The organism is Haladaptatus halobius, from assembly GCF_020618475.1.
Lineage (GTDB): Archaea > Halobacteriota > Halobacteria > Halobacteriales > Haladaptataceae > Haladaptatus > Haladaptatus halobius.
Genome location: NZ_CP085337.1, coordinates 48,428 through 74,287 on the forward strand (window position 1 = coordinate 48,428; position 25,860 = coordinate 74,287).

Annotated in this window: 21 protein-coding genes; 6 read left to right on the forward strand and 15 right to left on the reverse strand. The window is 57.1% G+C overall.

What is annotated here, in order from left to right:
* Positions 1–86: 86 nt before the first annotated feature.
* A complete protein-coding gene (locus LIW51_RS24210) occupies positions 87–281 on the reverse strand; it encodes a hypothetical protein (protein WP_227378702.1) in 195 nt (64 codons plus the stop codon).
* Positions 282–425: 144 nt separating this feature from the next.
* Between LIW51_RS24210 and xacF the strand changes: the two genes are divergently transcribed.
* Entirely contained in the window at positions 426–1,874 is a 1,449-nt protein-coding gene (gene xacF / locus LIW51_RS24215) for a 2,5-dioxovalerate dehydrogenase (RefSeq protein ID WP_227378703.1), read from the forward strand.
* Between the two features lie 6 nt (positions 1,875–1,880).
* On the opposite strand, the gene LIW51_RS24220 is transcribed toward xacF, so the two are convergent.
* Entirely contained in the window at positions 1,881–3,968 is a 2,088-nt protein-coding gene (locus LIW51_RS24220) for an alpha-glucuronidase family glycosyl hydrolase (protein ID WP_227378704.1), read from the reverse strand.
* A gap of 362 nt (positions 3,969–4,330) precedes the next feature.
* Between LIW51_RS24220 and LIW51_RS38725 the strand changes: the two genes are divergently transcribed.
* Positions 4,331–4,456: a hypothetical protein gene (locus tag LIW51_RS38725; RefSeq protein WP_255767571.1), complete on the forward strand. Its 126-nt coding sequence runs from the start codon at positions 4,331–4,333 to the stop codon at positions 4,454–4,456.
* A 250-nt stretch (positions 4,457–4,706) separates the two neighbouring features.
* On the opposite strand, the gene gfo6 is transcribed toward LIW51_RS38725, so the two are convergent.
* The 5 genes from gfo6 to LIW51_RS24245 form a co-directional block, all read right to left on the reverse strand.
* Entirely contained in the window at positions 4,707–5,801 is a 1,095-nt protein-coding gene (gfo6, locus tag LIW51_RS24225; RefSeq protein ID WP_227378705.1) for a D-xylose 1-dehydrogenase Gfo6, read from the reverse strand.
* A 275-nt stretch (positions 5,802–6,076) separates the two neighbouring features.
* Complete coding sequence (locus LIW51_RS24230) at positions 6,077–7,249, reverse strand: mandelate racemase/muconate lactonizing enzyme family protein (RefSeq protein ID WP_227378706.1); 1,173 nt, start codon at positions 7,247–7,249, stop codon at positions 6,077–6,079.
* Between the two features lie 1,040 nt (positions 7,250–8,289).
* Complete coding sequence (locus tag LIW51_RS24235; protein ID WP_227378707.1) at positions 8,290–9,270, reverse strand: endo-1,4-beta-xylanase; 981 nt, start codon at positions 9,268–9,270, stop codon at positions 8,290–8,292.
* A gap of 261 nt (positions 9,271–9,531) precedes the next feature.
* Positions 9,532–10,008: a hypothetical protein gene (locus LIW51_RS24240; protein WP_227378708.1), complete on the reverse strand. Its 477-nt coding sequence runs from the start codon at positions 10,006–10,008 to the stop codon at positions 9,532–9,534.
* Between the two features lie 33 nt (positions 10,009–10,041).
* Positions 10,042–10,263: an endo-1,4-beta-xylanase gene (locus LIW51_RS24245; protein WP_227378990.1), complete on the reverse strand. Its 222-nt coding sequence runs from the start codon at positions 10,261–10,263 to the stop codon at positions 10,042–10,044.
* Positions 10,264–10,760: 497 nt separating this feature from the next.
* Between LIW51_RS24245 and LIW51_RS24250 the strand changes: the two genes are divergently transcribed.
* The gene (locus LIW51_RS24250) at positions 10,761–11,435 is read left to right on the forward strand and encodes an RraA family protein (RefSeq protein ID WP_227378709.1); all 675 of its coding nucleotides are present in this window, start codon (positions 10,761–10,763) and stop codon (positions 11,433–11,435) included.
* A gap of 100 nt (positions 11,436–11,535) precedes the next feature.
* On the opposite strand, the gene LIW51_RS24255 is transcribed toward LIW51_RS24250, so the two are convergent.
* Together LIW51_RS24255 and LIW51_RS24260 are read right to left on the reverse strand one after the other, a co-directional pair.
* Complete coding sequence (locus tag LIW51_RS24255) at positions 11,536–13,611, reverse strand: ABC transporter permease subunit (RefSeq protein ID WP_227378710.1); 2,076 nt, start codon at positions 13,609–13,611, stop codon at positions 11,536–11,538.
* Between the two features lie 100 nt (positions 13,612–13,711).
* Positions 13,712–15,496 carry an ABC transporter substrate-binding protein gene (locus tag LIW51_RS24260; RefSeq protein WP_227378711.1) on the reverse strand — a complete coding sequence of 595 codons (1,785 nt, stop codon included), beginning with the start codon at positions 15,494–15,496 and terminating at the stop codon, positions 13,712–13,714.
* Between the two features lie 630 nt (positions 15,497–16,126).
* Here LIW51_RS24260 and LIW51_RS24265 point away from each other — a divergent pair.
* Positions 16,127–16,336, forward strand: coding sequence for a hypothetical protein (locus tag LIW51_RS24265; protein ID WP_227378712.1), 210 nt, complete (start codon positions 16,127–16,129; stop codon positions 16,334–16,336).
* A 90-nt stretch (positions 16,337–16,426) separates the two neighbouring features.
* On the opposite strand, the gene LIW51_RS24270 is transcribed toward LIW51_RS24265, so the two are convergent.
* Positions 16,427–17,590, reverse strand: coding sequence for an ABC transporter ATP-binding protein (locus LIW51_RS24270; protein ID WP_227378713.1), 1,164 nt, complete (start codon positions 17,588–17,590; stop codon positions 16,427–16,429).
* Complete coding sequence (locus LIW51_RS24275) at positions 17,587–18,651, reverse strand: ABC transporter ATP-binding protein (protein WP_227378714.1); 1,065 nt, start codon at positions 18,649–18,651, stop codon at positions 17,587–17,589. The genes LIW51_RS24270 and LIW51_RS24275 overlap by 4 nt, the downstream gene beginning before the upstream one ends.
* 234 nt (positions 18,652–18,885) lie before the next feature.
* On the opposite strand from LIW51_RS24275, the gene LIW51_RS24280 reads away from it, so the two are divergent.
* Positions 18,886–19,134: a hypothetical protein gene (locus LIW51_RS24280; protein WP_227378715.1), complete on the forward strand. Its 249-nt coding sequence runs from the start codon at positions 18,886–18,888 to the stop codon at positions 19,132–19,134.
* Positions 19,135–19,224: 90 nt separating this feature from the next.
* On the opposite strand, the gene LIW51_RS24285 is transcribed toward LIW51_RS24280, so the two are convergent.
* Positions 19,225–20,250, reverse strand: coding sequence for an SGNH/GDSL hydrolase family protein (locus LIW51_RS24285; protein WP_227378716.1), 1,026 nt, complete (start codon positions 20,248–20,250; stop codon positions 19,225–19,227).
* A 1,123-nt stretch (positions 20,251–21,373) separates the two neighbouring features.
* On the opposite strand from LIW51_RS24285, the gene LIW51_RS24290 reads away from it, so the two are divergent.
* On the forward strand, positions 21,374–22,129 hold the full coding sequence (locus tag LIW51_RS24290) for an IclR family transcriptional regulator (protein ID WP_227378717.1): 756 nt from the start codon (positions 21,374–21,376) through the stop codon (positions 22,127–22,129).
* Positions 22,130–22,553: 424 nt separating this feature from the next.
* Here the strand turns inward: LIW51_RS24290 and LIW51_RS24295 are convergent, their stop codons facing one another.
* The 3 genes from LIW51_RS24295 to LIW51_RS24305 all read right to left on the reverse strand — a co-directional run bounded on the left by LIW51_RS24295 (position 22,554) and on the right by LIW51_RS24305 (position 25,829).
* A complete protein-coding gene (locus LIW51_RS24295; protein WP_227378718.1) occupies positions 22,554–23,333 on the reverse strand; it encodes an SDR family NAD(P)-dependent oxidoreductase in 780 nt (259 codons plus the stop codon).
* 67 nt (positions 23,334–23,400) lie between these two features.
* Positions 23,401–24,768, reverse strand: coding sequence for a glucuronate isomerase (gene uxaC, locus LIW51_RS24300; protein ID WP_227378719.1), 1,368 nt, complete (start codon positions 24,766–24,768; stop codon positions 23,401–23,403).
* Between the two features lie 98 nt (positions 24,769–24,866).
* Complete coding sequence (locus LIW51_RS24305) at positions 24,867–25,829, reverse strand: mannonate dehydratase (protein WP_227378720.1); 963 nt, start codon at positions 25,827–25,829, stop codon at positions 24,867–24,869.
* Between the last annotated feature and the right edge of the window lie 31 nt (positions 25,830–25,860).

The following is a 25,860-nucleotide window of genomic DNA, read 5'->3' on the forward strand; positions in this document are numbered from 1 at the left end:
GTCTGGTGGTTCGGGGCGACCGATAAAAGTGTAGTGAACTCGGCTGTCCGTCCTGTTCAGATGAGCGATTGCCGTTTACCCAACCGCTAGATAATCGCCCGCCCGACTGACCGCAGGGCAGGATTCTCTACGCCATTTTTATCGTTTCCGACGACGAGACGCGGACGATTGCCGATTCTATGCACCTCGACAACGACGACGGCAACCACAACCCAGTGAATGCCGACTCCTTGTGACTGCAACCGCACCGCAACAGCTCTGGACTCCCCGGCCTCCTTCATCGTTCAGTCGTCCCTCGCGCGCCGCTCGCTCCGTTCGCTCCCACGCGCCGACCGTAATTCGGCTCCCGAATCGTCGCAGCGAGGAGTCGTCGAATCTCCGTCGTACCGTAAGAATCGTATGGGAGAGGTGAGAACTGACGCACGATGACGGAGCGTAAGCAAAACTACGTGAACGGAGAGTGGATCGAATCGGCGACCGGCGAGACCGTCGCCGTCGGGAACCCCGCGAACCCTAGTGAGGTCGTTGCGCGTTACCAGCAGTCAGGCGCGGCCGACGCGGCCGACGCCGTCGAGGCCGCTGCTGCGGCGGCTGACGACTGGGCCGCGACGCCCGGTCCTGAGCGCGGTCGAATCCTCCGCGAAGCCGGAATTCGACTCGCGGAGCGCAAGGACGAACTGACGAACCTGCTCGTCGCCGAGGAAGGTAAGGCCCGCGCCGAAGCGAGCGGGGAGGTACAGCGCGCCGTCGACATCTTCCACTACTTCGCTGGGAAGGCGTCCGACCTCGGCGGAACCGTCAAGAGCCCGAGCGCACCGAACCAGCACCTCTACACCGTCGAGGAACCGGTCGGCGTCGCCGCGCTCATCACGCCGTGGAACTACCCCATCGCCATCCCCGCGTGGAAGCTCGCGCCGGCTCTCGCCGCGGGCAACGCGGTGGTGTTAAAACCGGCGTCGATAGCCCCCGGCGTCGCCCTCGAACTCGCGGAGGCGCTCGACGATGCCGGGCTTCCCGACGGCGTCCTGAACGTCGTCACGGGGCCGGGGAGCGCGGTCGGCACCGAGTTCATCGAGCACGAGGCGGTGGACGCCGTCTCGTTCACGGGCAGCAGCGAGGTCGGCCAGTTGGTGTACGAGCAGGCGACCGACGCCGGCAAGCGCGTCCAGACGGAACTCGGCGGGAAGAACCCGACGGTCGTCTCGGAGTCGGCCGACCCCGCGGAAGCCGCCGACATAGTTGCAAACGGCGGATTCGGGACGACCGGCCAGTCGTGCACCGCGTGTTCCCGCGCCATCGTCCACGAGAGTGTCTATGACGAGTTCGTGGACGAACTCGTCGACCGCGCGGAGTCTGTCGATATCGGCCCCGGTGCGGAGCACGAGATGGGGCCACAAGTTAGCGCGGCCGAGCGCGACTCGACGCTCGAATACGTCGGCATCGCCGAGGACGAGGGTGCGACGCTCGCCGCCGGAGGCGGCGTCCCCGCAGGTGCGGAGGTCGAGTCGGGTTACTTCGTCGAACCGACCGTGTTCGTCGACGCGACCCCGGACATGCGTATCGCCCAAGAGGAGGTCTTCGGGCCGGTCGTCGCCGTCATCGAGGTGAGCGACTTCGACGAGGGGTTGGCGGTGGCGAACAACGTTCCCTACGGCCTCTCGGCGAGCGTCGTTACCGACGACCACGCGGAGGCGAACCGGTTCGTCGACGAGGCGGAAGCCGGCGTCGTGAAGATTAACGAGAAGACGACCGGCCTCGAACTGCACGTCCCCTTCGGCGGCTTCAAACGCTCTTCCAGCGAGACGTGGCGGGAACAGGGCGACGCGGGACTGTCCTTCTACACGATAGAGAAGACGGTGTACGACAGCTACTGAACTCGGTCACCCGGCGCGATCATCCGGCGGGACGCGACCTCGTTCGTCCGGAACGTCGGCGTGGTCGTGGAAGAACGACACCAACGTATCGCGCCACAGTTTCGCGTGGTCGAGTTGTTCGTCGAAACGTTCCGCGACGTGGCGGTAACGTTTTTCGTCGATGGCATCCTCCAGTTCGTTCCACCGGTCGCGCATGTCGCGAACCGCCTCGACGCCCTCGAAGCAGTTGTCGTAGAGGCGCTGAACGACCGTCGTCCCGTCGAGGTCGTACTCCCACGGGAGGTGGTGGAAGAACAGCAGAAGTTCGCGCGGACAGGTCTCCGGCGATTCGTAGCGCTCGGCAACCGGGTCGCGGAACTGTCCCGCGTAGCCGCTCCCGCTAGCGGTGCGGTCGACGCCGATACCGTCCTCGGCGCCCCCGTGGTACCCGGGCCACTCCTCGGGCGAGGGATTGTAGTGGTTCTCCAGTACGTCGCCCTGATTGTACATCATGTGCATCAGTCCGAGGCGGCCGGTCGTGTAGTCGAGGACGGCCGGCCATGAATCGTGAAGTACACCGGCAACCGTCTCGACGACGGTGGGGTCGTTACCGAAGGTCTGGCGTACCCACTCGTCAGTGATGGTCTCAGTATCGAGGTCAGGGTTCCAGACGAGGCGACCGTAGCCGTAGAGGTTCGCCTGAGCGAGATAGTGGCCGGTCCAGTTGGGGTCGTCGCCAACGTTGCAGACGCCCGCGACGCCCTCGCCTTCATCGTGCATGAAGAGGTTCTTGACCGGCGTCCCCTCGCCGTCCGCACGCGTGTCGAACTCGAAAACCTCCTTCCACTGCGGGACGTGATAGCATGCGTGGACCCCTTGTCCGGTGTACTCCTGCGTGATCTGGAGTTCGCAGGCAAGGTTCGTCTCGGGCATCGCGCTGAACAGCGTCGAGACGGGTTCGCGGGGTTGGAAGTCGATGGGACCGTTCTTTATCTGGACGGTGACGTTGTCGCGGAACTCGCCGTCGAGCGGTTCGAACGTCTCGTAGGACTGCACCGCGCGGTCTTCGTGGGAGCCGTAGACGAATGCACGCCAGTAGAGGCGACCGCCGTGCGGTTCGAGCGCCCGCGCGAGGACGTTCGCCCCGGCGGCGTGGTTCCGGTCGTAGTCGTAGGGGCCGGGTTGTCCCTCCGAGTCGGCCTTGACGAGGAAGCCTCCAAAGTCGGGGACGTGTTTGTACACCTCGTCGACCGTGTCCGCCCACCACGCTTCGACGGCTGCGTCGAGCGGGTCGGCGGTGTCCAGATCGCCGGCGAGTATCGGCGCAGCGTAGTTGACCGAAAGGTAGGTCCGGACGCCGTGTCGCCGGAAAACGGTCGCCAGCGCCTCGACCTTCTCCAGATTCTTCGATCGGAGCAACTGCCACCCCTCCTTTCCTGCGATGGCCTCGTTCGCGCCCGGTCGGTCGGGCTTCTGCGTGTTGACGTTGTTGAGGACGATGCCGTTGACGCCGACCGAGGCGAGGAGGCGGGCGTAGTCGCGGTACCGGGGCCGGATGTCGGGGAGTCGTTCCCAGTCGAAGATGGACATTCCCGCGTACCCCCGTTCAACGGAGGCGCGGAAGGGATTGTCCCAGTGGTTGACGATCCGCTCTTCGGTTCGCGGTTCTTCGACGATGTCCAGGTCGTCGACAGGGCGGTGCGCCGCGAGGTGGCGGAGCAGGTGGTACGTGCCGTAGAGCATCCCCTTGTCCGTTGAACCGGTGACGACGAGGCAGTCTTTGTCCTCCCATTCGACCGACCGCAGGATGTACCCCTCGTCGTGGAGGCTCTCGATCTCCGCTTCGTCGACGGCGGCGCGGATGACCGCCATCCGCTCGCGTCGGCCGACGGCGAGGAACCCGTCGACCGTCCGCGGTGGGTGCATCCAGAGGTGCGGTTCGCGCCCGAGCAGTCCTTCGAGTCCCATGCGGAGTTCTTCGCGCGCCACGCCGAGCTCCGGCCCCTCTGTCGAGGCGAAGACGTGCGCACAGCGCGTTCGATAGGACGACCGGAGTTCGGCGTCGCCGACGCGGTCGTACCGGAGCCAACAGTCGTCGTACTCGTCTGTGAGCATGTGACGAATGGTTTCTCGGACGCAATTAAAACAGTGCCGGTCGTTACCACGCGGTCGACGGCCTGCCGAGATGGAGTAGGTACCGTAACAATCTACAGGATGCTTTCGGTACTGAGGATATGAGCACGTGACGAGATCGGTTCTGGGATTTCATCTGCGTCTTCTCCTCGCAGGCCTACGGTGTTCCTCGCGATATCGGTCGCGCTGTTGTTCTTCATGGTCTACGCGTGGTTCAACTCGCCATCGCCGGGTACCAGAGCCCTCATACCGCTCAACGCGGCGATACTGTCGACTAACATCGTCGTGCTGTACGCGATCACGCGTCGCTGTCAATCCCACGATCTGTGAACGAGGCCTCGTCCGTGAACCGTCGGCGAGAAACGAACCCCGACCGTTGGGTCGGGCGACCGGTCGTCAGTCCTGGTGGCGAGCGGACACCGCGGATGGTACGAACACCCCGACGGAACGTCAACTGGATCGAGACGTGAGACTTCCGCGCAGAGTTCATCTTGCTGAAACTGCGAGTTTAGATTAGATACAGCGATATCCGAGTTGATCGCTCCTATAACTCCTGGGTCGACAGCCAGACCATTTTCAACGAATGAATTGAGTAGTTTATACATTGCTATAACACACTAATATAAGGTTAGTAGTCTATCTAATTATATATCAGCAAGCATCACCATTCGACCACAGGTCAGCGACTACATAAAGGGACTCTCGCGTGGCCGACTGTAGTCAATCTAATTTGATGCGCTTTCCGTCCGCGGCCGACATCTGGACGCCGGCGAGCGTGTACATGTCCACTAACCCGTGTTCGCCGTCTGCGTGTGGTTCCTTTCCAGTAAGACAGCAGTGTGCGAAGTAGTCGAATTGCTCCGTGACTTCGTTACTGTCGAGATCCTCGTAGTGTGCCGTGCGTCCGTCGTGTTCGAAATCGACTGTCCGAGGGGCGTCAGGAAGGAAGAGGTTCCCCATGGTGATCCGGCCCTCGTTTCCAGAGACAGTGAGGTAACTGTCACCGAACGACCCGTAGCTCGACTGGCAGAGCACCTGGATGCCGTCATCGAACTCGGCGACGAAGGCGGCGTGTTCGTCGATGATCGGATCGTCGAACTGAGGGTCGGGGCTGGTGAGCGACCCCTGTACACTCACAGGATCGGCGTCGATGACGAACCGTGCTGTATTGAGCGGATAGATACCAATATCGTACAGCGATCCGCCGCCGGCGAGAGAGGGGTCGAGACGCCACTGATCCGGATCGGCGTCGCGACCTCCGAACATTGTGAAGGTGAACGACCCCCTCACCTGGCTGACGTCACCGACGAACCCGTCGGCCACCAGTTCACGGGCGCGTCGCACAACAGGGTCGGATTGCATGCGGTAAGCAATCATGAGCGTGACGTCGGCGTCCGCACAGGCGTCGACCACCGCCTCTGCGCGCTCGACGGTCGCCTCCATCGGCTTCTCGCAGATCACGTCCTTTCCGAGTTCGGCAGCGGCCTCGACGTGTTCGAGGTGAAGGGCGTTCGGCGTACAGACGTACACTGCGTCATATGCGTCACTGCCCTCTCCTTCATGGAATTTCTCGTACGTGAGTGCTACATCTGCGGCGGTCTCGTCGGCGACTTCGCGAGCTTTCTCAGCGGATCCGCTGACGGTCGCGGTGACTGTGGCGTATTTGGAGTCTGCGATGGCCGGGAGTGCCGAGTTATAGGCGAACCCGCCGAGTCCGACTAGCGCGATCCGCAGCGTTCCTTCAGCGCCATCGTCCCAGTCCCGACGGTCGAATCCGCCGCTCTCGAAAGCCTCGAACCTCGCTTCTCGTGCCATACTCGCATATCCTACCTCTACCACATAAGCGTAGCGTCGCGACGTGAATTCGTACTCTGATCTGTGAACTAGAAGTCTGTATCGTCCGCCGACTTCGCCAGGATTCCGGCGCACTTTTTCTTTAGCGACCGCGAGCAGGATACCACCCACGTGACTGGATCGAATTTCCGTCTCTACCATCTCGTACCAGCGGAATCTTCCTCCGTCAGGAGATTCAAATGTCTCCTGGTTCTGATCTGTCCGGCGCATCAGAAGCGCCCCGGTCGACTCCACCCTCACATTTCGTCGAACAGGGTTTCTCCGTCTGAGAGGTGGCTTTCCACTACGTCTAGGTCGAGGTCAACTCCGAGTCCCGGAGCGTCGGGAACTGGGATGGCCTTCCCGTCGATGGGATTGCCCCCGATTAGGTCACCCCACCACTCCACTTCTCGAGCGTGGTACTCAAGGGCGAGAAAGTTCGAACACGCAGCGGCAACGTGTACGCAGGCGAGCGTCCCGATCGGCGAGGCGACGTTATGCAATGCGAGGGGGATCTCGTAGAGGTCGGCGAGTTCCGCGATGCGCCGTGTCTCTCGCAGACCGCCACACTTTGGCGGATCCGGTTGGACGATATCCACGCTTTGGGAGGTGATCAGCTCAAGAAAACCACTAGCGCGGTAAAGACTCTCCCCTGTACAGATTGGCGTCTCCGTCGCAGTAGTCACCGCTGCAGGGACAACGGCATTCTCCGGCGGACAAGGATCCTCAAGGAACCAGACGTCGTAATCTTCGATAGAACGTGCGAGTCGGATTGCGCTGTCCGTCCCATACGACCAGTGGCAGTCGAACGCCACGTCGGCCTGATCCCCGACGCGTTCAGTAACGGCCTTGACAATGTTTGCCTTCTGCGAGACAGCATGCGTGTTGAGGTGGCGGTTCCAGACATCTTCTTGGAACTGTTCGGCCGCGTCGAGGTCGAACTTCATGGCGTCGAAACCGTCCTCGACCACCGCCTCCGCAGCATCAGCGTACGCCGTCGGCGAGAACACTGACTCGTCGTTCAGCTCTGCGCTCCGCAAGTGGGCGCCAGCGTGGGAATCCACGTATACGCAGACGTCTTCTCGGAACTTCCCGCCGAGCAACTGGTGGATTGGGATCTCGAGCAGTTTCCCTGTGAGGTCGAACAATGCGATCTCCACTCCGGAAATGGCGGCCGTAACTCCGCCCGCGTTTCCGCCCGTGTACGAGAGGCGTCGGTAGAGCAGCTCGGTCAATCTAGACACGTTCAAGGGGTTCTCGCCGCGGAGAAGTTCGATGGTGTCGGCTGCGATGTCTGCCACCCGTTCCCCGAGGATGGCCTCGCCGATACCGACGATGCCTGCGTCCGTATACACCCGGACGAGTGTCCAGTCGAAGTTCCCGTTCACGACACAGGTCTGTACATCCGTAATCTCGGCGTCTCGAACCATATTTCTCTATTTCTTATCTGAGAGGATAAATCATTACTCATTTTATACCTAGAATACTGAAACGGGAAGGTGGACTCGACTTTTTTCGGCTTCTTAGTCGAGCAATAATGAAGATCTTAGTAAAAGATCGAGAACGTCAAAATTCGGAATGTGGCAGCAGACCACAGTGGATTTACTTGCTCAGCTGTTCGATTTCCCGGCGACTCAGGCTAATAGTGACGGAAACGCCACCCTCAACGCGCCGGTGAAGAAAATGAGTTGACAAGAGGAGCGAATCAAGGATCGAATAGCTTCGATAGCAGCAGTTACAAATTGGATATATCGACCTACTGGCGCCAATCATGATGTGAGGTTAAACCTCAGAGGGTACTTGACGCGAGTTATGCGTGAGCTTGATTGCCTTCCGAAACCGGTTTTCATCTTGATACGGAGACCGCGTGAACCGAGCCTGTCTTGCAACCGACATAGGCGATTTTTGGGAGGAATAATTTCGCGTCCAACAGCGAATTTTCTCCAGGTACTAAACGAGTCGTTCTGAGAAATAGAACGCTCCAACGGAACATATCGTTACATAAACCACCTCCATTACAGCTATATGGTTGTAATGCCTTTGTTCATTTTCTCACCAGAACACTATCAAGATTCCAAGTACCATTAGAGGTATATGAGGATTGAAGATTGTTCTATGATAGAGAATCAACAAAATAGACCTCATAAACGCTTGAACGCCCTCTATTCGCCTCGGTCTTTGGTCTTTTTGAGCCTTGACCGGATCATATGTTGACCTAACGTTATTCTGTTATAGAGAATCAATAAGGTGTACCACTCACCAACGCTCAAACAACTACAGCACCATTCGCCCAACAGAATATCCGGAATTCGATGCTCTTTCCTATGGAGAACGTAGGGATACTCTGGGCTACTGTACCGAGTCGGTCACTCACGTTCTTGCCTCTCGCGATGCTAGCCTGTCGCTCACCTCGTTATCCGTGCCCTATTGCCGCTGGATGAGAATAAAATGAGTTCTAGCCGACTTCGCCTTATTTGACCCTTCTGAGTGCGTCTCTGACGGCGCGGTAAGCTGGTTTTCGGTTGCTATGATCGTCAAAGAGAAGTGGATCGACGGTGTACCGACTCGCGAAGTCCTTGAACTCCCGAACCCACGAACCGGCGTCGTTGACTCCCCATGTGATCAGCATGTTACAGTCGACTGCGAGACACGTTCGGACAATATCGCCGTAGTACTCCGCCTGCTTCTCAAGAGGGTTCTCCGGTGGGTCGTCGGCCGGAAAGGCGACGTCCATCTCCGTGATCTGGACGTCGAGACCTAGATCCTGGAAGCGCCGGAAATTCTCTCCCACAGATTCTGGGTTCGGTCGGTCGCCGAGAGCGTGCAATTGGAACCCGACGCCGTCGATCGGAACCCCCCGGTCGAGGAGCCGCTCCATAAGCTCGTAGACTGCGTCGGATTTTTTGTTGACAGCGTCGGCACCGTAGTCGTTGTAATAGAGATCGGTTTCTGGGGAGATTTCGTTCGCCCACTCAAACGCGCGGTCGATATATCTCTCGCCCATCGCGTCGTACCACACCGTCTCGCGCATCGTCCCGTCGTCGGAGACCGCCTCATTGACCACGTCCCAGGTGTCGATTTTACTCCGATACCGACCGACCACCGTATGAATGTGGTCACGTAGGAACCGGCGGAGTTGCTCGTCGGTGTAGTCCCAAGCTTGAAACCACGCCGGGGTCTGGTTATGCCAGACCAGCGTGTGGCCCCGAATAGTCATGCCGTGTTTCCGACCGAAGTTGACGATTGCGTCGGCGTCGGCGAAGTCGTAGGTTCCCCGTATGGGTCGGAGCGGACCCATCTTCAGGGCATTCTCGGGCGTGAGCGCGTTAAACTCGTATCGAAGCGCGTCCCTGTAGCTCACGTCGTTTCGAAGCAAATCAGAGTCGACCGCGGCGCCGACCTTGAACCCGCATTCGTGGGCGATCTCTCGAAGTGGTCGTTCGTTTGACATCAACCTCACAAACGCGCCGTGACAAGTAAAAACTAGGGTCACAGGAGCAGAAAGTCAGAAATCCAAGCGGGCGATCGAGCGCATCGAGGCATTCGTCGACACCAACGTCAACAACCCAATCCTCACCCTGATTGGCGACTTCACGGAAGGGATGACCTACGAGAAAGTGATCGTGCCCTCCATTGAGGAGAGACGAATTCGAACGGTCGAAGTCCGGCACCCGTTGGTCGAACGAGTTGCCCGCCGGCCGAGATCGGACGGTTACTGATTGAAGCCGACAACAATCTCCCCGTCCTCAGTTCGCCCGCGGAGCATCGCTGTGCCGTCGAGGGCACTCTCATCGGCGTCGAAGTGCAGGATGCGCGTTTCGTTTCTGCGTGCCTCCTGATCGCCGCTTCCGCGTTCTCGGACGGTGCTCCCCTCACCGCCGTTGACGGCTTCCGGCGCGCTGAACCGGACGGTGTCAAGGTCGAGGTTTTCAAGTAAGAACTCATCGCCTCCAGACACCGCCACCGGAACAGTACTGCTCGCGCGGTCGCTAATCGATTCACGGACATCAATGTCGACGATGAGTATGCTGATCACGTGTTCGGTCGGGTCGTCCACCGACACACTCATCTGGAAGTCGCCCCCATCGATCAATAACCTCACCTCATGTTTGCCGAGGAACGCGCGGGCTCCGTAGATCCCACTGTCGGTCGTGCCAGACTCGTCCGTCCACCATCCGTCGAATACCAAGCCGGTGTAGACTTCGTAGGTCGGCGTCTCCGATCAGTCTTCGTCGAACAGCGGTGCCTGTCCCTGCCAGTGGCGGCCGTCCCAGAAGCCCCACATCAGAAAATCCGTTGTCGTCGGGCGGCTGTAGACCATCTTCAGGAACTGATAGAGGAAGTCAGCCTTGTCCTTGTCGGTCCAGTTCTCGTTACTCATGTCGAACTCGGTAATCCGGAGGTCAGCGCTGTGACCAGCGTACAGGTTGAGCCCTTCGAGGATCTCGGTCGACGTGAGCGTCTCCTCTCGCTAAAGTGACATTGCATCCCAATCCCGCCGAGATCGATTCCCTCACCTCGCAGAAACTCGATCTGATCCTGATACAGATCGCGAGCGTACTCGTAGGCGCCGGCGAGGACGTTGAAGTCATCGCCGGACTTGGCGCGGAGCACTGTGACGCTATCCGCAGTCTCCGTCTCGGTCGTGCCGTCATCACTTTAGTCGGTTGTCGCATGTGCGTTGGTTTCACCAGTTCCCCAAATCGATCGTCCGGGCCACCGTCCGACAGTGAGACAATCGGCGCATCCGGCCCGCCCAGGGCGCTGAATGCTGCAGGTACTGCCAACTGCTTGATGGCTCCTACAGGCTGGTTCGTCAGCCTGGATCAACGTCTGAAAGTCCGAAATGGCGACCTTCCGACACAACGCTACGAACGATAGTCTACGAGACAGTATACTTAAGCCTCCACCACGATATCTCACGGTGAGTATCACACAGTCATGACCTTGACAAGCGACCAACGCGAGCGACTGAAGCGGTTACACAGCGCGCTAATCAACGATATCACCGACGAAATGGGAATCGACGACAACATTATCCCGTGTAGGCGGATTAGATCTCTCTGGAGTCGTGAACCGGCCGTAGGGATGGCACATACCTCCCAGCGCGTGGAGATCGGATACGAGGAGGAGAGCGACTCGGACGATCCTCGCGATTCCGATTTCTTCCAGTACCTTGAAGCCACCGACGAGGGTGACTTCGTCGTGATGGCGGCTCCGAGGGACACGACGGCTGGGCTCTGGGGCGAGTTGCTCAGCACCATCGTCCAGGAGAATGGGGCGACGGGCGCGCTGATCGACGGTTCGACCCGTGACGCCCGCCTAATTGAGGAACATGCCTTTCCCGTCTGGTCGGCGGGGTTCAGTTCGATCGAATCGTTCGGTCGCGTGAGCTTCCGTGAGTGGGACGTCCCTGTCAAAGTTCGCGGCGTTACAATTAATCCGGGTGACGTAGTCTTCGCCGACTATGAGTCGATCAGCATTATCGATCCTGATGACGTGGATGAAGTGATCGAACGTGGTGAGGAGGAACTCGAGGTCGAGAACAACGTCCGCGCAGATATCCGCAACGGAGACAGCGTCTTTGAGGTCTGGGATCGCTACAAGACTCTCTGAACAAATCGCATGCGGTTCGAATCTCCTGATCTGTCAGCGAATGAGTGCTAATGCCGGATGTTACGAGAACTAACGCCTCACCTTAGGGGTGGAGAGAATGTCACACCGACTCGTTATCACTATCGACGGACTTGGCGTGCCGTGCCCTAATCCGCGGATTGCTGACTTGGTCGAGCGACTGCGCGAGCAGTATCAGTCCGGTCGAGAAGAGGACAATAAAGAGAATCGGACCGAGGATAAAGTGGAATCCATCGATCGTGTACAGCGACCCGGCGTCCTCCGCGTTGTTGAGTACGACGCCCCAATTCTGTGAACTGTACGGGAGGAATCCGAGGAAGTACAGGCCGACAGACGCGAAGATCACACCACGGGCGCGGTTTGCGAGGTTGATCAAGATGTATGGCCAGATGTTCGGCAGGATATCTTTTATGATAATGGGAACGGATCCAACGCCCATCGCGCGCGACGCCTCGACGTACTCCTGACTTCGTACCTTGAGCACCTCTGAACGAACCGAGCGACCGAGGCCACCCCATGCGGCAACCGAGAGGACAAGGCCGACGAGCGCCGGATTACGAGGTTCGATGATGGCCGCGATAACTACGATGAGTGGGAGGCCTGGTAGTGAGAGGACGATATCGCAGAGAGTCATCAGAACCCGATCAGTAGCGCCGCCTCGAAACCCTGCAATCGTCCCGATACCAACGCCGACGAATACCGTCGCGAACGCACCGGTCGTGATCATAATCAACACCGGCGTAGTCCCATGAACCATCACCGAGAGGATGTCTGCCCCGGTGTTCGTCGTCCCGATTGGATGTGCGAGGTTTCCGTCGAGCGGCGAGATCCAGAAGTCGAACGTTTTGGTCGGACTGTAAACGTATGCGGGACCGAAGATACCAACCACGAAGAACGCGAGCGTTATCGTGAGACCCACGAGACCGCGCCAGTCACTCAGTACGATCTTCAAAGGGGCATACAGCGACCGGTCGACCTTCCGGTAGATGACGTCTTTCCGATTAACTTCGATCGATTGCTCCTTTCCTAGAAATCTCTGTTGGGCTTTAGCCCCTCCGTCAGTTCGCCTATACTGGCCTGCAGTGCTATTTCCTAGCAGACGCTGGACATACCGCTTGAGCTGTGTTCGAAGCGGAACCCCAGTCGAGCTCCCGTATACCTCCTGGTTGCTCCCTTCGGCTTTTGCACGCGGATCAATACGGCTGTAGGTGATGTCCGCTACTAGCATCGACACGACTACTGTCACAGTGATCACCAAAAACCCACCAACCATCAGCGGATAATCGCGGTTGTTGACTCCTTCGAGCATATAGTAGCCCATTCCTCGGTATTTGAATATCTCCTCGAGGATGAGTGATCCACCAATCATGAATCCTATTGTTAAGAGAAGGCCAGTGTAAAGTGGTAACAGGGCGTTGCGCATCACATACCGGAGCGCAATCCTAGTCGGTGGGAGACCACGTAATTGTGCAACTCGAATGAAGTCGGCACCGAGAGTACTTATGGAATTTCCGCGCATACTCAGTGAGGCAGCAGCTCCTGTTACAATCAACGAGAGTATAGGCAATGCCGCATGATAGAGCGCGCCAATAATGAAATCGGCATTAAGACCGATTTCCGCCCCACCGGGATACCGTGCACCTGTTGGGAAGATTTTCAGTTGGTAGGCGAGCACGAAGGATAATAGGAGCGCAGCGACATAATAAGGAGTGGAGCTCTCAATGACAGCCACCAGCGTCATTGCCGTATCGAACCGCGACCCTTCATAGTAAGCCATGACGGCTCCGAGACAAATGCTGAGAGTGAAGGTGATCACCATGGCGATGGACATGTAAAAGATGGTCCATGGCACTGCTTCCGCGAGGATTTGATTCACCGGTTCTGACTGTGAAATTGAGTATCCAAGATCCCCCTGCAGGAGTTCTCCCATGTAGTTGAAATATTGAACGTACAGGGGATCATTCGGAGCGATATTCATACGTAACTCCGCGATTTGTCTCGCTGTTTCGGTCTGCCCGGGATACTGCGACATCAATTGGGCTACCATCGCCTGATACGGGTTCCCTGGCATGAACCGAACCAAGAAGAACGTGAGATGGAAAACAGCGACAATCGTCAGTACTGCTTGTCCCAGCCGCTTGATGAGCCAATTTACCATTGTTTAGCTACTTATGGGATAGTTCCATCCAACATAATAAAAGCTTGTGTTGTATGGCTGATGTAGTGATCATGACGAATTCACGTCTTATATTTGACGCTCACTTTTGCTGCAGGCCATGCTGGAGGAAGTAGTGGGCGATCCGATTTGAGGTCAGCCATGCATTGCTGTCAAGATCGAAGTTCCAGTCTCCAGCGTTCACCCAGTAGAACTCACTCCACGGGAAAATCTGTGCTCCAGGAAGGAGCTGGTTGTGCGCCCACGCGAGTTGCGTCGAGAGTTTCTTGGCCTCTTTACTCGACCCTGCCACCGAGAGTTCGTCCAGCGTCTTACGGAGATTAATCGTTATCGTGCTTCCCTCAGGATTCCCTACTTCAGGAACCTCCACTTCCTTCGAGAGGCTTCCCACTTTGTTCACGGCACCACGGATTGAACCGAAGTACGCTGCTTCCAAGTCAGGATAGGAATGGTACTTGCGCGCCTCCCCGTAGTTGAGATGCAGACTGATGTCGTATTTGAGAGGTTGTTCAACCTCTGCGTTCCATGTAGCCATCTCGTCGACGTAGTGGTCAACGGAGATGCCGAACTGAGAGAGGTTGTCCGAAACGATTTGGCTTGGAGTTGCAAACCAATCTCCGACCGGGAAATTCAACTTCCACTGTTTCCCGTTCGGATTGTGCCACTTACCGCCTTTCTTGGAAAAGCCAGCTTCCTTGAGGAGGCTCGTCGCCCGGCCGGTATCCCTCGGTACGTAGTTCGTCATCGAGGAGAGAACGTCTTTCTTGACGAAGTGTTTGATATAGCCAGCATCTATTCCGCCGGAGTACTTGTCAACAGGTGTCCCTGGCTTCGTCACTTGGACGACAGAGTTGAAATCGATGGCATGTGCCAGCGCCTGCCGGACACGGGGATCGGACTTGATAAACTCGTCTGTGGGTCCGAAGAGAAGGGCGAACGATTGGCCCGAGAAAGCTACGGGTGGAGAATCGTACTTCTTGGGCAGGTCTTTGAGCGTGGATGACTGGTGGTGATACGTAACCTCTCCCGCTCGTAACCCCGCCTCTTCCTCGTAGACGCCATGCCGTTGATAGAACCCGAAGTCTTTGGCGATAGGGTGCTCTTGGTTCGGGATTTGGTCGGCGTACTGCTCGTTCGCTTCGACGTAAACAAACGGCCCGGAGAAGGCGATCTCGTTCCAATGGGGATCGAACTGAACAAGTTCTTTCTGTACCGCCTTGACCTCATCTTTACTCGAGGCCTTATCGAATTTCTTGACGTATTTTCTGAAATGGGAGGCGGGGGTATTTATCAGCGTTTCCAGCCACTGGTTGTACCACAAATCCTTCTCGATATTCTTGTATTCAGACCGCGGCTTGAGTTCGAACTCGTACTTGCTGACTTCTTTGACGCCGTCTGGATTGAGGAATTGGGAAATCCCTTGATCCATGTATATTGCTAGCTTGATCGTGGTCACAATATCCTTTGCGGTGATGGGATTGCCGTTCGACCATGCGTAGTTTTTCTTCAGCACACCACGTGATACCCCATCCTTGTGTGACCACTCTTTGCCGACCCGAGGGATGAACTCTCCCTTTTTCGTGTTGTACACGGCGAAGTACTCGTAGCTCATCTCCTGCGCGTCACCAGGATTCCAACTCGTGTGATATGGATTGTATATCCACTCCCCTTGATAGGGATTGACTGCCCCCGACGGAACAACTTGACTGAGTTGCTCTTCGTAATTCTTTGCTAGATTTTTGTTCGCATCGCTACCGCCCCCATTATTCTGGGAGCCATTCCCTTTGACTTCTCCCGGATTGTCAGGGCTATCACCGGAACAGCCGGCGAGCGTTCCGAGGCCCGCAACGCAAGTCATTTCGAGCATCGATCGGCGTGATATACAGTCTCGCCAGCTTCTATCTGTCGACATCGCTTAGGATTGTATAACTAAACATTATAAAACTTCCGGTAAATGTACAAAAATAATAGACGTTATGACAATTCACCAAAATTTTGACTACAATAGCGAGATGCTATCCACATTGATATCGGCCTTGAAGGAGAATTTGACTGCTAAATCACCAAATAATGTGATGACGGAATAGATTCGCCCCACCGGAACGAATGTTAGACGAGTAATTCTACCACCGAATTCTAGGATCACAACGAGATCGATGGCTTATGGGAAATAGAGACTCACTTACTATATGTTAATACTTCCTAAGATTTGTTTTGAGACGTAGATCACTGTAGAGGCAATTTCGAAAGTGCTCGCCGACGGTTGACAGGGAACTATTCACGCCGAGAAGTTCTTACTTGCGCGAACAACCGAGGCTGAAGTACTTACCGAGCAAGTGAATTACAGAGTGTCTTTTGGTCGATTGCTTTTTGAGAGAAGAGCGTCGAGGTGTGGGCGGGAGTTCATTTGTTGATCTGTTCGACCCTGAGGCACTATCCGAATGGGACAGACGGTATGAACCCTTAAGCTTATTCCGTGTCGATTTCAATGTGAATCATGGCACGTCGACCGCGAAGTCACAGCGAGCAACTCTGGCTGGTCATCCTCGCCGTCAACAGTGGATTGCTACTGTTGCTCGGGTGGGCGTTCCTCTACCTCGAACCAAACACTCCTTCCTACGTTATTGGCCAAGTCAGCGCCGTCGTCCTCGGTGTGACGATCGTGGGCGTCGCCGTAGCACTCTACTCTGAGTGGACTCCGTTTTAGCTTGAGAGACGCGTTATCTGTTCGTACGCTATCGAACACCAAGCTGCTCGCTCTCCGTGTCAGCTATTATATGTAGAGCTACGTACTAATTCACGTCTCGGTGACTGAGTCCTCAGTCGGAGGCCCGTCTTCGTAATTGGCTTTGTCTTTTAGCTGTTCGCTCTCCCAATACTCGTGATCCTGAACCTGGCGGAAGCACGCTGACTGGTGGAACCCACCCTTCCCGCTGTCGTACATATGTGGATGTTCACGGCGACAGACTTCTCTAGCCTCTGAACAGCGCGTATGGAATCGGCAGCCCGACGGTGGTTTCGTCGCGTCCGGAATGTCAATGTTCCTCACTGGCGGATCCTCGCGCATCGCCTCCTCAGCCTGGTCGGGATTGAGTACTGGCGTCGCCCACTGTAGTACTTGGGTATAGGGGTGTTGAGGGTTATTGATGATCTCGTCCGCCGTCCCAATCTCGACAATCTCCCCGAGGTACATGACTGCGATCTTCCCCCCGGACTTTCCAGCAAGGTAGCGCGCATTGGCTAGATCATGGCTGATGAACACGAACGAGGTATTGAAGATGTCCTGCATCTCGAGGAACAAATCCATCACTCCGATTCGAAGTGAGACGTCAAGGGCACTAACTGCTTCGTCGGCAAGAATCACGTCGGGCTCTACGAGTAGTGCCCTGATGAGCGCTACGCGTTGTTTCTCACCGCCTGAGAGCTGGTGAACATATCGTTCCGCATAGTCCTCGGGCGGACTGATCCCTGTCCGCTGGAGCATATCTAGAATGCGCGCTCGGCGCTCCTCGTAGTTGAGTTCAGGATGCCACCGTTTAAGCGGGACTGCGAGGTTGTCGAGGACGGGCCTATATGGGTTCAAGGCTGCCCCAGGATCTTGATGGATAATCTGGAGCGCACGACGAACCTCCTCGAAAGTCATATCCGTGTCCGCGTTTCCGTCTCGAACCTCCCAAATATCGTGGCCGTGGTACTTGATCGATCCGTCTGTTGGACGCTGGAGACCGACAGCTGCTTTCCCGAGTGTCGTTTTTCCGCACCCAGACTCGCCAACAAGTGCGATGACGTCATTCTCACCGATGTCGATGTTAACTCCGTCAACGGCTCTAACCGTCGGATCCCCCTCAATACCGAGCCGGCTTTTGACCCACTCAGGCACCATCGTGTCAAGCATTGAGGTGTTATCGAAGTGAATCTCGAGGTCACTAATCTCAATCAGTGATTTGTCATTGAAGCTCATCGCTGCTCCTCCTCCGCGAACGAGAGCGGAATCTCCTCCGCGGCGTCCTCCCAGTAGTGGCACGTCACCGTGTGGTCGGTGTTCACGTCATAGAAGGCGGGATCCTCCTCGATACAGAGATCGTCCGAAAGCGGACATCGCGGGTGATACGAACAGCCTGTAGGATGGTTCGTAGGGTTAGGGCTCTCGCCCTCGATCTGCTTCATCTCGCCGAGCGGTGTCGCGAGATTCGGGACGGATTTCAATAGTGCCCGCGTGTATGGGTGAGCGGCGTTGCCGAGTATCTCGTTCGCCTCCCCGACCTCGACGAACTCGAAGGCGTACATCACGCCTAACCGGTCTGCGAACCCAGAGACGATAGGGAGATCGTGGCTGATAAACACCAGTGTGAGGTCGTACTTGTCCTTCACGTCGTACAGCAAGTTAAGGATCGACCGCTGCATAAGGAGGTCAAGAGCCGCCGTCGGCTCATCCATTATCAGAACTTCTGGTTCGAGGATGAGCGAGAGCGCGATGAGCGCGCGTTGTTTCTGTCCACCGCTGACCTCGTGGGGGAACGACCCGAGCATTCGCTCTGGTTCGAGATGGAGGTCGGTGAGCAGTTGATGGGCGCGTTCGATCCCTTCCGTCTTGTCCCGTCCGTGTGCCTCTAACGTCTCCTCGAAGTGTTCCCCGATGGTCATGGTCGGGTTGAACGCGCTCATGGCGCCCTGGAACACCATTGAGATCTCCTCCCACCGGAGTTCGCGCAGTTCCCACGGCTTCAAACCGAGAACGTCGATCGGTTCGCCTTCCGGCGGGTAATAGACAATCTCGCCGCTTAGAATCCCGGGTTCAACGACTGCGTCAAGCAGTGAGTCCACAAACATGGACTTACCGCTGCCACTCTCCCCGACGACTCCCAGCGTTTCGCCGCGCTGGATGTCGATGTTGATATCCTTAAGAACATGTGAAACGCCCGATCCCATCTTAAATTGAACGTTCACGTTACGGACCGTGATGATTGGATCGTCTACGCCTCTTTCAACGGTGGTTGGTGCGCCCATCACTTCATTTGACATCGTATAGCCTCCGTAGTGGGTTGGCCGGTATCGTGATCGAATGGACTACCGTATACATGGAATGGCAAACCGCTGATGAGCCTCATTCGTACTACAATTTGAACTATCCGTAATAAACGTTTTTGTTTCTGTGATCTGCGAATGCCGCCTAAATCACTTAAATTCATCATATTTAGATCGAATGTAACAGAATAACCGTATGATTAATATCCCTGCGCTCGTATCAGTACGATCATGATCGACGTGTACATGGAGTACTTCGAACACCCATACCTGTTCTCGCTTTTCCCAATAACACTCTTCCTGTTCGCAATAGGATTCGCCGCTCAGACTGCCGGACTGGTCAAAGCCGCGGGATTCCTCGGTCTATACGCGATGGTGACGATCATCCTCTTTGTGCTTGGGTACACTGGGTTCTACTCGCTCAGGTACGGGGGGCGAGCGCTCCGGTGGTGGCGAAAGCAACAGTCAGCAGAGTACTGACTGGTCCAACTGTCGCCACAACGACCTGAATCGTCTCAAGAGGTTCAACCGAAAATGGCGGACCAGCATGAGATAATCGCTTCATCATAGTTATTCCGCTAAATTGCTTGAATTCTTGAGATGCCCGGCTATTCCCTCCCCAATAGCCTCCATTCCGGCATCGCCTGGATGGAGAAGATCCGCCGTTAATCCGGAGATATCCATCAAATTCGACCCCTCAACCAGAGTGAGATTAGAGTGCTGCGATTTGGAAACGATAGAACGCAACTCCGCTCGGAAGTCACTAGCTCGTTCGGCATCACTCCCGTTGATGATATCTGCGAAATAAGGAAACAGAGTTACACATGCAACTGGTTTGTCGGGATGCGCCTCAGCGATTGTTTCAATAAATGCTCTGGCTCGTTCACGGAACTGCGTCACCGTAAACCCCCGATTCGCCATATTAACGGAGAGGGCAAGTGTCGCCACGTCCCAATCGTCACGGCTTGCAATATAATCCGCCATTGATGGTTCACAGTAGGCGGATCCAGAGCAACCGAAATTCAAGGCGTCATAACCGAGCTTTCGAGCGACGTGTGTAACGTAATTTAGGTGTGGTGCCGATGCTACAGCGCCTTCAGTTATTGATGTTCCGTATGCTAAGTATCGATAAGGGGGTAATTCGCCCAGGGTAGGGGGGCGACAGTTGCCGCTGACATCGTGAAGAGCAACCGCTGGGATACGTTCAAGCAGAATTCGGCAGACGTGTGGATCAAATCTTCCAGCTCCTTCAGTAGTTCTGAGTTCTTTGAGCCGGTCTGGGATAGTGAACGAAATCGTCTTGGGCGTTGGGCCGATTTCGTCGGGTTCCCATGGCTGAAACGAGCCCCAGAAAGTACGAACCAGCGTTCGTTCAGCGGCAGAGAGGGTGATATTGATGGTATTTCCTTCATGGATGGGGACAAACCGGATCTCACTCCCTGTTGGATGTCTCATGCGTTCGCGAGCGTTAACATTCAGTCCTGCTCCCACCGAGCGTGGAACCCGACACAATCGATCACCACCTGTGGTCCAATCGGTTTGTGTTATTTCCGCGACGTTATGCAGTGAGACAGAGGAATATTTCTCAAATCTCATTTGGACGGTTATCCGTTAATTTGTAATTATATGAATCTGCTGCTCGTCTTTACATCCTACGAATGAATCCAAAGAGGAATTGTCTGATTCGGTAGTCCGTTTTCTAAACCAGACTGGCGGTGCACAGGCCTACTACAGAAAGCCAGCGTTGACGATTAAATGGAGTATTCGTCTGGTCTAATCGTAGGGGGGCGCGTTGAGCCAATTTCGTTACCCTTGATTCCACTCGAAATGCCGTCAGAGACGAGCGTCCATTTGCCTTTTATGAGTGGCAATATTGGCGACTTCGCCAAAATCAACGAGAAGTCAACAACGAACGGATAATTGACAGTGAACAATTACATTCCGCCGTTAAATACTTTTGTATAAACCAAATCATCGTATTGAGTGGTATGAAATTTAAAATTATCAGAAGCTGTGAAATTATGCGGTTTCTGAAGATAGATTTGATACGTGTTTTATTTCCACCGCAGTTTGGAGTAATCCAGCTAATCAGTTGAATGTTCGAGGCGGTTGGCGGCATAGGTCGAAACGGTCTAGTCTTCCTCGGTTACGTAACGTTCAAGTTCCAGTTTGAGATCGTCGCCGACGTAAATAGTCAGTTGGTCATCACGAATCATGCACCATAAACATATAGAAAGTGCTTTATATCTTTCTCGAAATTCATTCACACTTATATCAACTAATTCCATATATAGAATTAGCTCCGATTTGTCCAAAATTTCTATCTGCACGATAATCAGTTTGCAAGGGCAAGAATCTCTCGCCTGCGGTTACACTCACGCGGGAACAGAAAAAGTACGCACACTTTGTTGGTTCGTCGTGTGTTGTGCGAGATGAACAGGTACAACGTATCGAACAGATCCTAAAGCGTGATCATCAGGTCTATCATGTCGACGCGCATCGACACGTCCAGCGCGCTCTGCATCGAATTTGCGCGTCGACATGATGGTTTTCTCCACGTCGGTTCCCTCCTTTCGGACGCATTCGAACGGGAGCGTCGACTTCGAACGCAGTCGTCGCGGACGACCGAGAATCGGTATCGTTCACGTCGCCGATCGCATCAATGAGCGTTCTGTTCTCCAGAACATTTATCAATACCGCCTGCAAGGAATATACTAGCATGAACGCAAAACACCCGGTACAAACCACCGAGAAGACGCTCACACTGGTTGAGGAGTTGAAGACGCATGGCCCCTGCGGGGTGACGGAACTCGCTGACAGGCTCGGTATGGGCAAGAGCATGGTTCACAATCACTTGACGACGCTCCGGGAACACGGATATGTGCTGAAAGTCGGCGACGAGTACCAACTCGGCCTGAAGTTCCTCGACATCGGCGGACACATTCGGAAGTCCATGGAACTCTACGAGGTGGCGGAACCGGAGGTGAAGTCGCTCGCCGACGAAACCGGGGAGCTGGCGAACCTGCTCGTAGAAGAACAGGGCAGGGGGATCTACCTGATGCGAGCCAAGGGGGCAAAGGCCGTCGACCTCGACACGTACGCTGGCCTCCGAACGTACCTGCACACCACAGCGCTCGGGAAGGCCATCCTCGCGCATCTCCCCGAGGAGCGGGTCGACGATATCATCGACCGACACGGACTCAAACGCAAGACTTCCCAGAGCATCGGAACGCGGGAGGAATTATTCGACACGCTAGCGGATGTTCGTGAGCGCGGGTACGCCATCGACGACGGGGAGCGTCTCGAAGGGCTTCGCTGCATCGCGGCACCGGTGAAAGCGTCCTCGAACGACATTCTGGGTGCCATCAGCGTCTCGGCCCCAGCGAGCCGGGTCAGCGACGAAGACCTCCATGGGGGACTACCGAAACGGGTGCTCAACGCGGCGAACGTCATCGAACTCAATATCAACTACTGAGCCGCTAGGCGTTCTCTATCTAGGAACGAGACGCGGTACCGACACCGTCCGACCGAGATGCGCACCTTTTACCGGCGCCTTCTCTTGCCGCTTTACAGACATACGGCTGTAATGGTTTCGCTCGCTATCGCTACTCCCCCTTTCCTCGTTCTGAGATACGGAACCAGCGCGGTGGGCGGCTGTGCGACGATTCGTCGTTCGACGACTGTCTCCACACGTCCGCAGTTCGGATGGGTTGTCCGTAGCGGATCGCATTTCACTCGGTATCGACGGTGGGTGAGGTCACCCCCAGTGGCACTACGCGCCTCCGCTGCTCGGCCATGGTACCGTCTCCTGGTCTCGGTCGAGGATGACGGTCACCGCATCAGGTGCCGTGATCGGTCGCGGATCGATACTAGTACCAGTACCGATACCCGAGAAACCGCTATTGGTCGCCGCAACCCCACCCGTACGCCTGCCATCCGCCGTCCGCGTACAGAACTTCGCCGGTGACGAAGTTGTTCCGCCCAACAAGAAAGAGCGCGCACTCGGCCATCTCCTCGACCGTCCCGAACCGGTTCAAGGGGGTTCGGTCGCGGATATCGTCGTCGGTGTAACTTGCCGCGCTCTGCGTCTGATCCGTGATTTCGGTCCAGATGAACCCCGGCGCGAGCGCGTTGACGTAGATATCGTGTTCCGCCCACTCGACCGCGAGCGTCCGTGTGAGGTTGTTCACCCCGGCCTTCGACGCGCAGTACGGCGAGCGCATCTGGAGGCCGCGACCGCCCATCAGCGAGGACATGTTGAGAATAGCGCCGCCGTCTTCCTGTTCTATCATCCGCCGACCCGCCACCTGACACCCGATGAACGTGCCGTTCAGGTCGACGTCGACGATGTTCCGCCACTCCTCGATATCAAACTCCTCGGCCCGGTCGAGCGTCGTGACGCCGGCGTTGTTCACCATGACGTCGAGTCCGCCGAACGTCTCGACCGTCGTCTGGACGAGCGCCTCCATCGAGTTTGGATTCGTCACGTCGGCTTCGACGCCGATGGCGGTGCCCCCCGTGGACTCGATGGCCGTCGCGACATCCTCGGCGCGCTCCTGCGACCGCGAGTTGACAACGACGTTCGCCCCCTCCTCTGCGAACCGCTCGGCGATTCCGTTCCCGATTCCTTGGCTAGAGCCCGTGATGATCGCGGTCTGGCCACTGAGTTTCTCTGCCATGCGTGTAGAATACCACCGACGACCTCTACTTCATTCTGTCGGTGTCGGGGGTGGGGCTTCGGCTCGCTCAGAGACCGTATAGCTCCTTCGGCCGGTCGTAGGCGACGTGCTCGACGAGTCGTCGAGCGTTCTCGAACGGAATCTGCCCCCGTTCGACCATCTCGCCGACGACGGTGGCGAGCGTCCGCCGGAACATCTCGAAGCGCGACCCGTAGGAGACGATCTTCCGCGAGTCGCTGACCATCCCGGCGGAGTTCGCGAGCAGATCCACGGCCGCGACGCGTTCGAGCTGGTTCGCCATCCCGAAAGGGCTGTCGTTGAACCACCAGGCGGGACCGATGCTCACGTTGGGGTACGCGCGGGTCACGACCGTCGCGCTCGGATAGTGCGTCGGGTCGAGCACGTAGAGCACGATATCCATCTCGCCGTCGAAGGCGTCGAGGAAGTGGTCGAGTCCGCCGACGAGGTCGAGGTTCTGCGTCGAAACGTCGCCGCCGGCGTTGGGCCCGAGTTCCTCCGACACCGACTCCCGATAGTCGCGGACGGCTCCGATGTGCAGTTGGGTCACCCACCCTGCCTCGTTGTTCAGCTCGCCAATGAAATCGAGCAGGAACGCCTTGAAGTCCCGCACCTCCGCCGTAGACGGGTTCCTCCCCCGACGCGCCTTCTCGTACACAGCCTCCGCCCGCTCGCGGCTCACCGATTTCGAGGCGGGTTCGGTTCCCATGCCGATGTCGCAGGCGACGCAGCCGTGACCGACGAAGTAGTCGTGCGTCTCTTCGAGTGCGTCGAGGAATCCGGCGAAATCGTCGACGGGGTTCTCGGTCACGTCGTCCAGTTCCGAGACGAACGTCGACCATTCGTCGCGTTCGATCTTCATCGCGCGATCCGGTCGCCACGTGGGTCTGATTTCGACGCCCTCGACTTCGTCTTCTGCGCGTTCGTGGTACGTCAGTCGGGAGGTCGGGTCGTCGCTACTGCACAGCACCTCGACGTTCATATCTCGGAGCACCTGCTGCGGGCGCATCCGCGGCTCGGCGAGTTGCCTCGCCGTCTCCTCCCAGATTTCGTCGGCCGTGTCGGCGCTGATGGGCGTCTCGATGCCGAAGCGACGCTTCAGATCGAGGTGAACCCACTCGTAGGTGGGGTTGCCCGCGAAATCCGGGAACACCGCGGCGAGCGCGTCCCACTTCTCCCTGTTTTCGGCGTCGCCGGTTATCTTCTCTTCGGGAACACCCCGCTTGCGCATGAGTTGCCAGACGTAGTGATCCGTTGCGCCCTCGACCTCCCAGATGTCGTTCCACCGGTCGTTCCCAACGACCTCGGCGAGGTCGATGTGGTTGTGTGGGTCGACGACCGGGAGGTCGGCGATAGTCCGATAGAGTCGGTGCGCCGTCTCGGTGTCCAGCAGGTATCGCTCGTCGATGAATCCCATGGGCGTCTATGCTCGGACGCCGCCAATAAAACTTCGGTACGGGGCACATCGGCGGTCGAATCACAGCGTCGTCGGTGCGTTCCGTCGTTCTGCGCGGATCACCGCGCCGCGTCAATTTGCTCCAACAGCCCTCTCATGTAGCCGACTGCGTACAGCCGTCCCATGTCGGTGTAGCCGGCCATCGCCTCTTTTCGGTCTTCCTCGCCGACCATCTTCGGAACGTGGTCGGGGCGAATTGGCCCGTCGAATCCGACGTCCCGGTAGGCCTCCATCGCGGCGAGCATGTCCGTCTGCCCCTCCTCGTGCCACGTCTCGACGAAGGAGTCCGCCGTCCCTTCCACGTCGCGGAAGTGGACGAAGTGGATGCGATCACCGAACCGCCGAATCGTCTTTGGCACGTCGGCACCCATGGCGGAGAAGTTCCCCTGACAGAAGGTCAGCCCGTGGTTCGGGCTGTCGTGGAGATCGAGGATGCGCTCGACGTTCTCCACGGAGGTGACGAGTCGCGGAACGCCGCGAACCGGCGATATCGGCGGGTCGTCGGGATGGAGTGCCAACTTGACCCCCGCCTCCTCCGCGACCGGGACGACCTCGTCCAGGAAGTACGCCAGATTCTCCCAGAGTTCCTCCTCGGTGACGCCGGCCCTCGGATTCTCGGGTGCGCGCTCGGACTGTTCGTGGTTGTAGGCCGTCGTGAGCGACTCTCCTCGGAGCGGGACGGAGTCGGACGTTCGAAGGACACCCACCGGGTTCTCCGTCCAGACCCAGCAGTAGACGTCGACGCCGACTCGACCCATGTTTCGGAGCAATCGCTTGACGGTCGCTATCTCCTCGTCGCGGCCCTCCTCGCCGAGCACCGTTCGCTCCATCGGCGGGCGATCCTCTACCACGTCGAGCGAGAGTCCGTGGTCTTCGAAGCGGTTTCGAGTCCTGCGAAGCGAATCGTACGTCCACCACTCCTCCTCGCCCCAGAACCGAACGACCGCGCTTGAGAGACCGAGCTGTCGAGCTATCTGCCACCGCCGATCCGGGTGCGGCGGTAGCATCACCGTCAAATCCATGCTGCACAGTTCGCAAAGGCGCGTAATATAG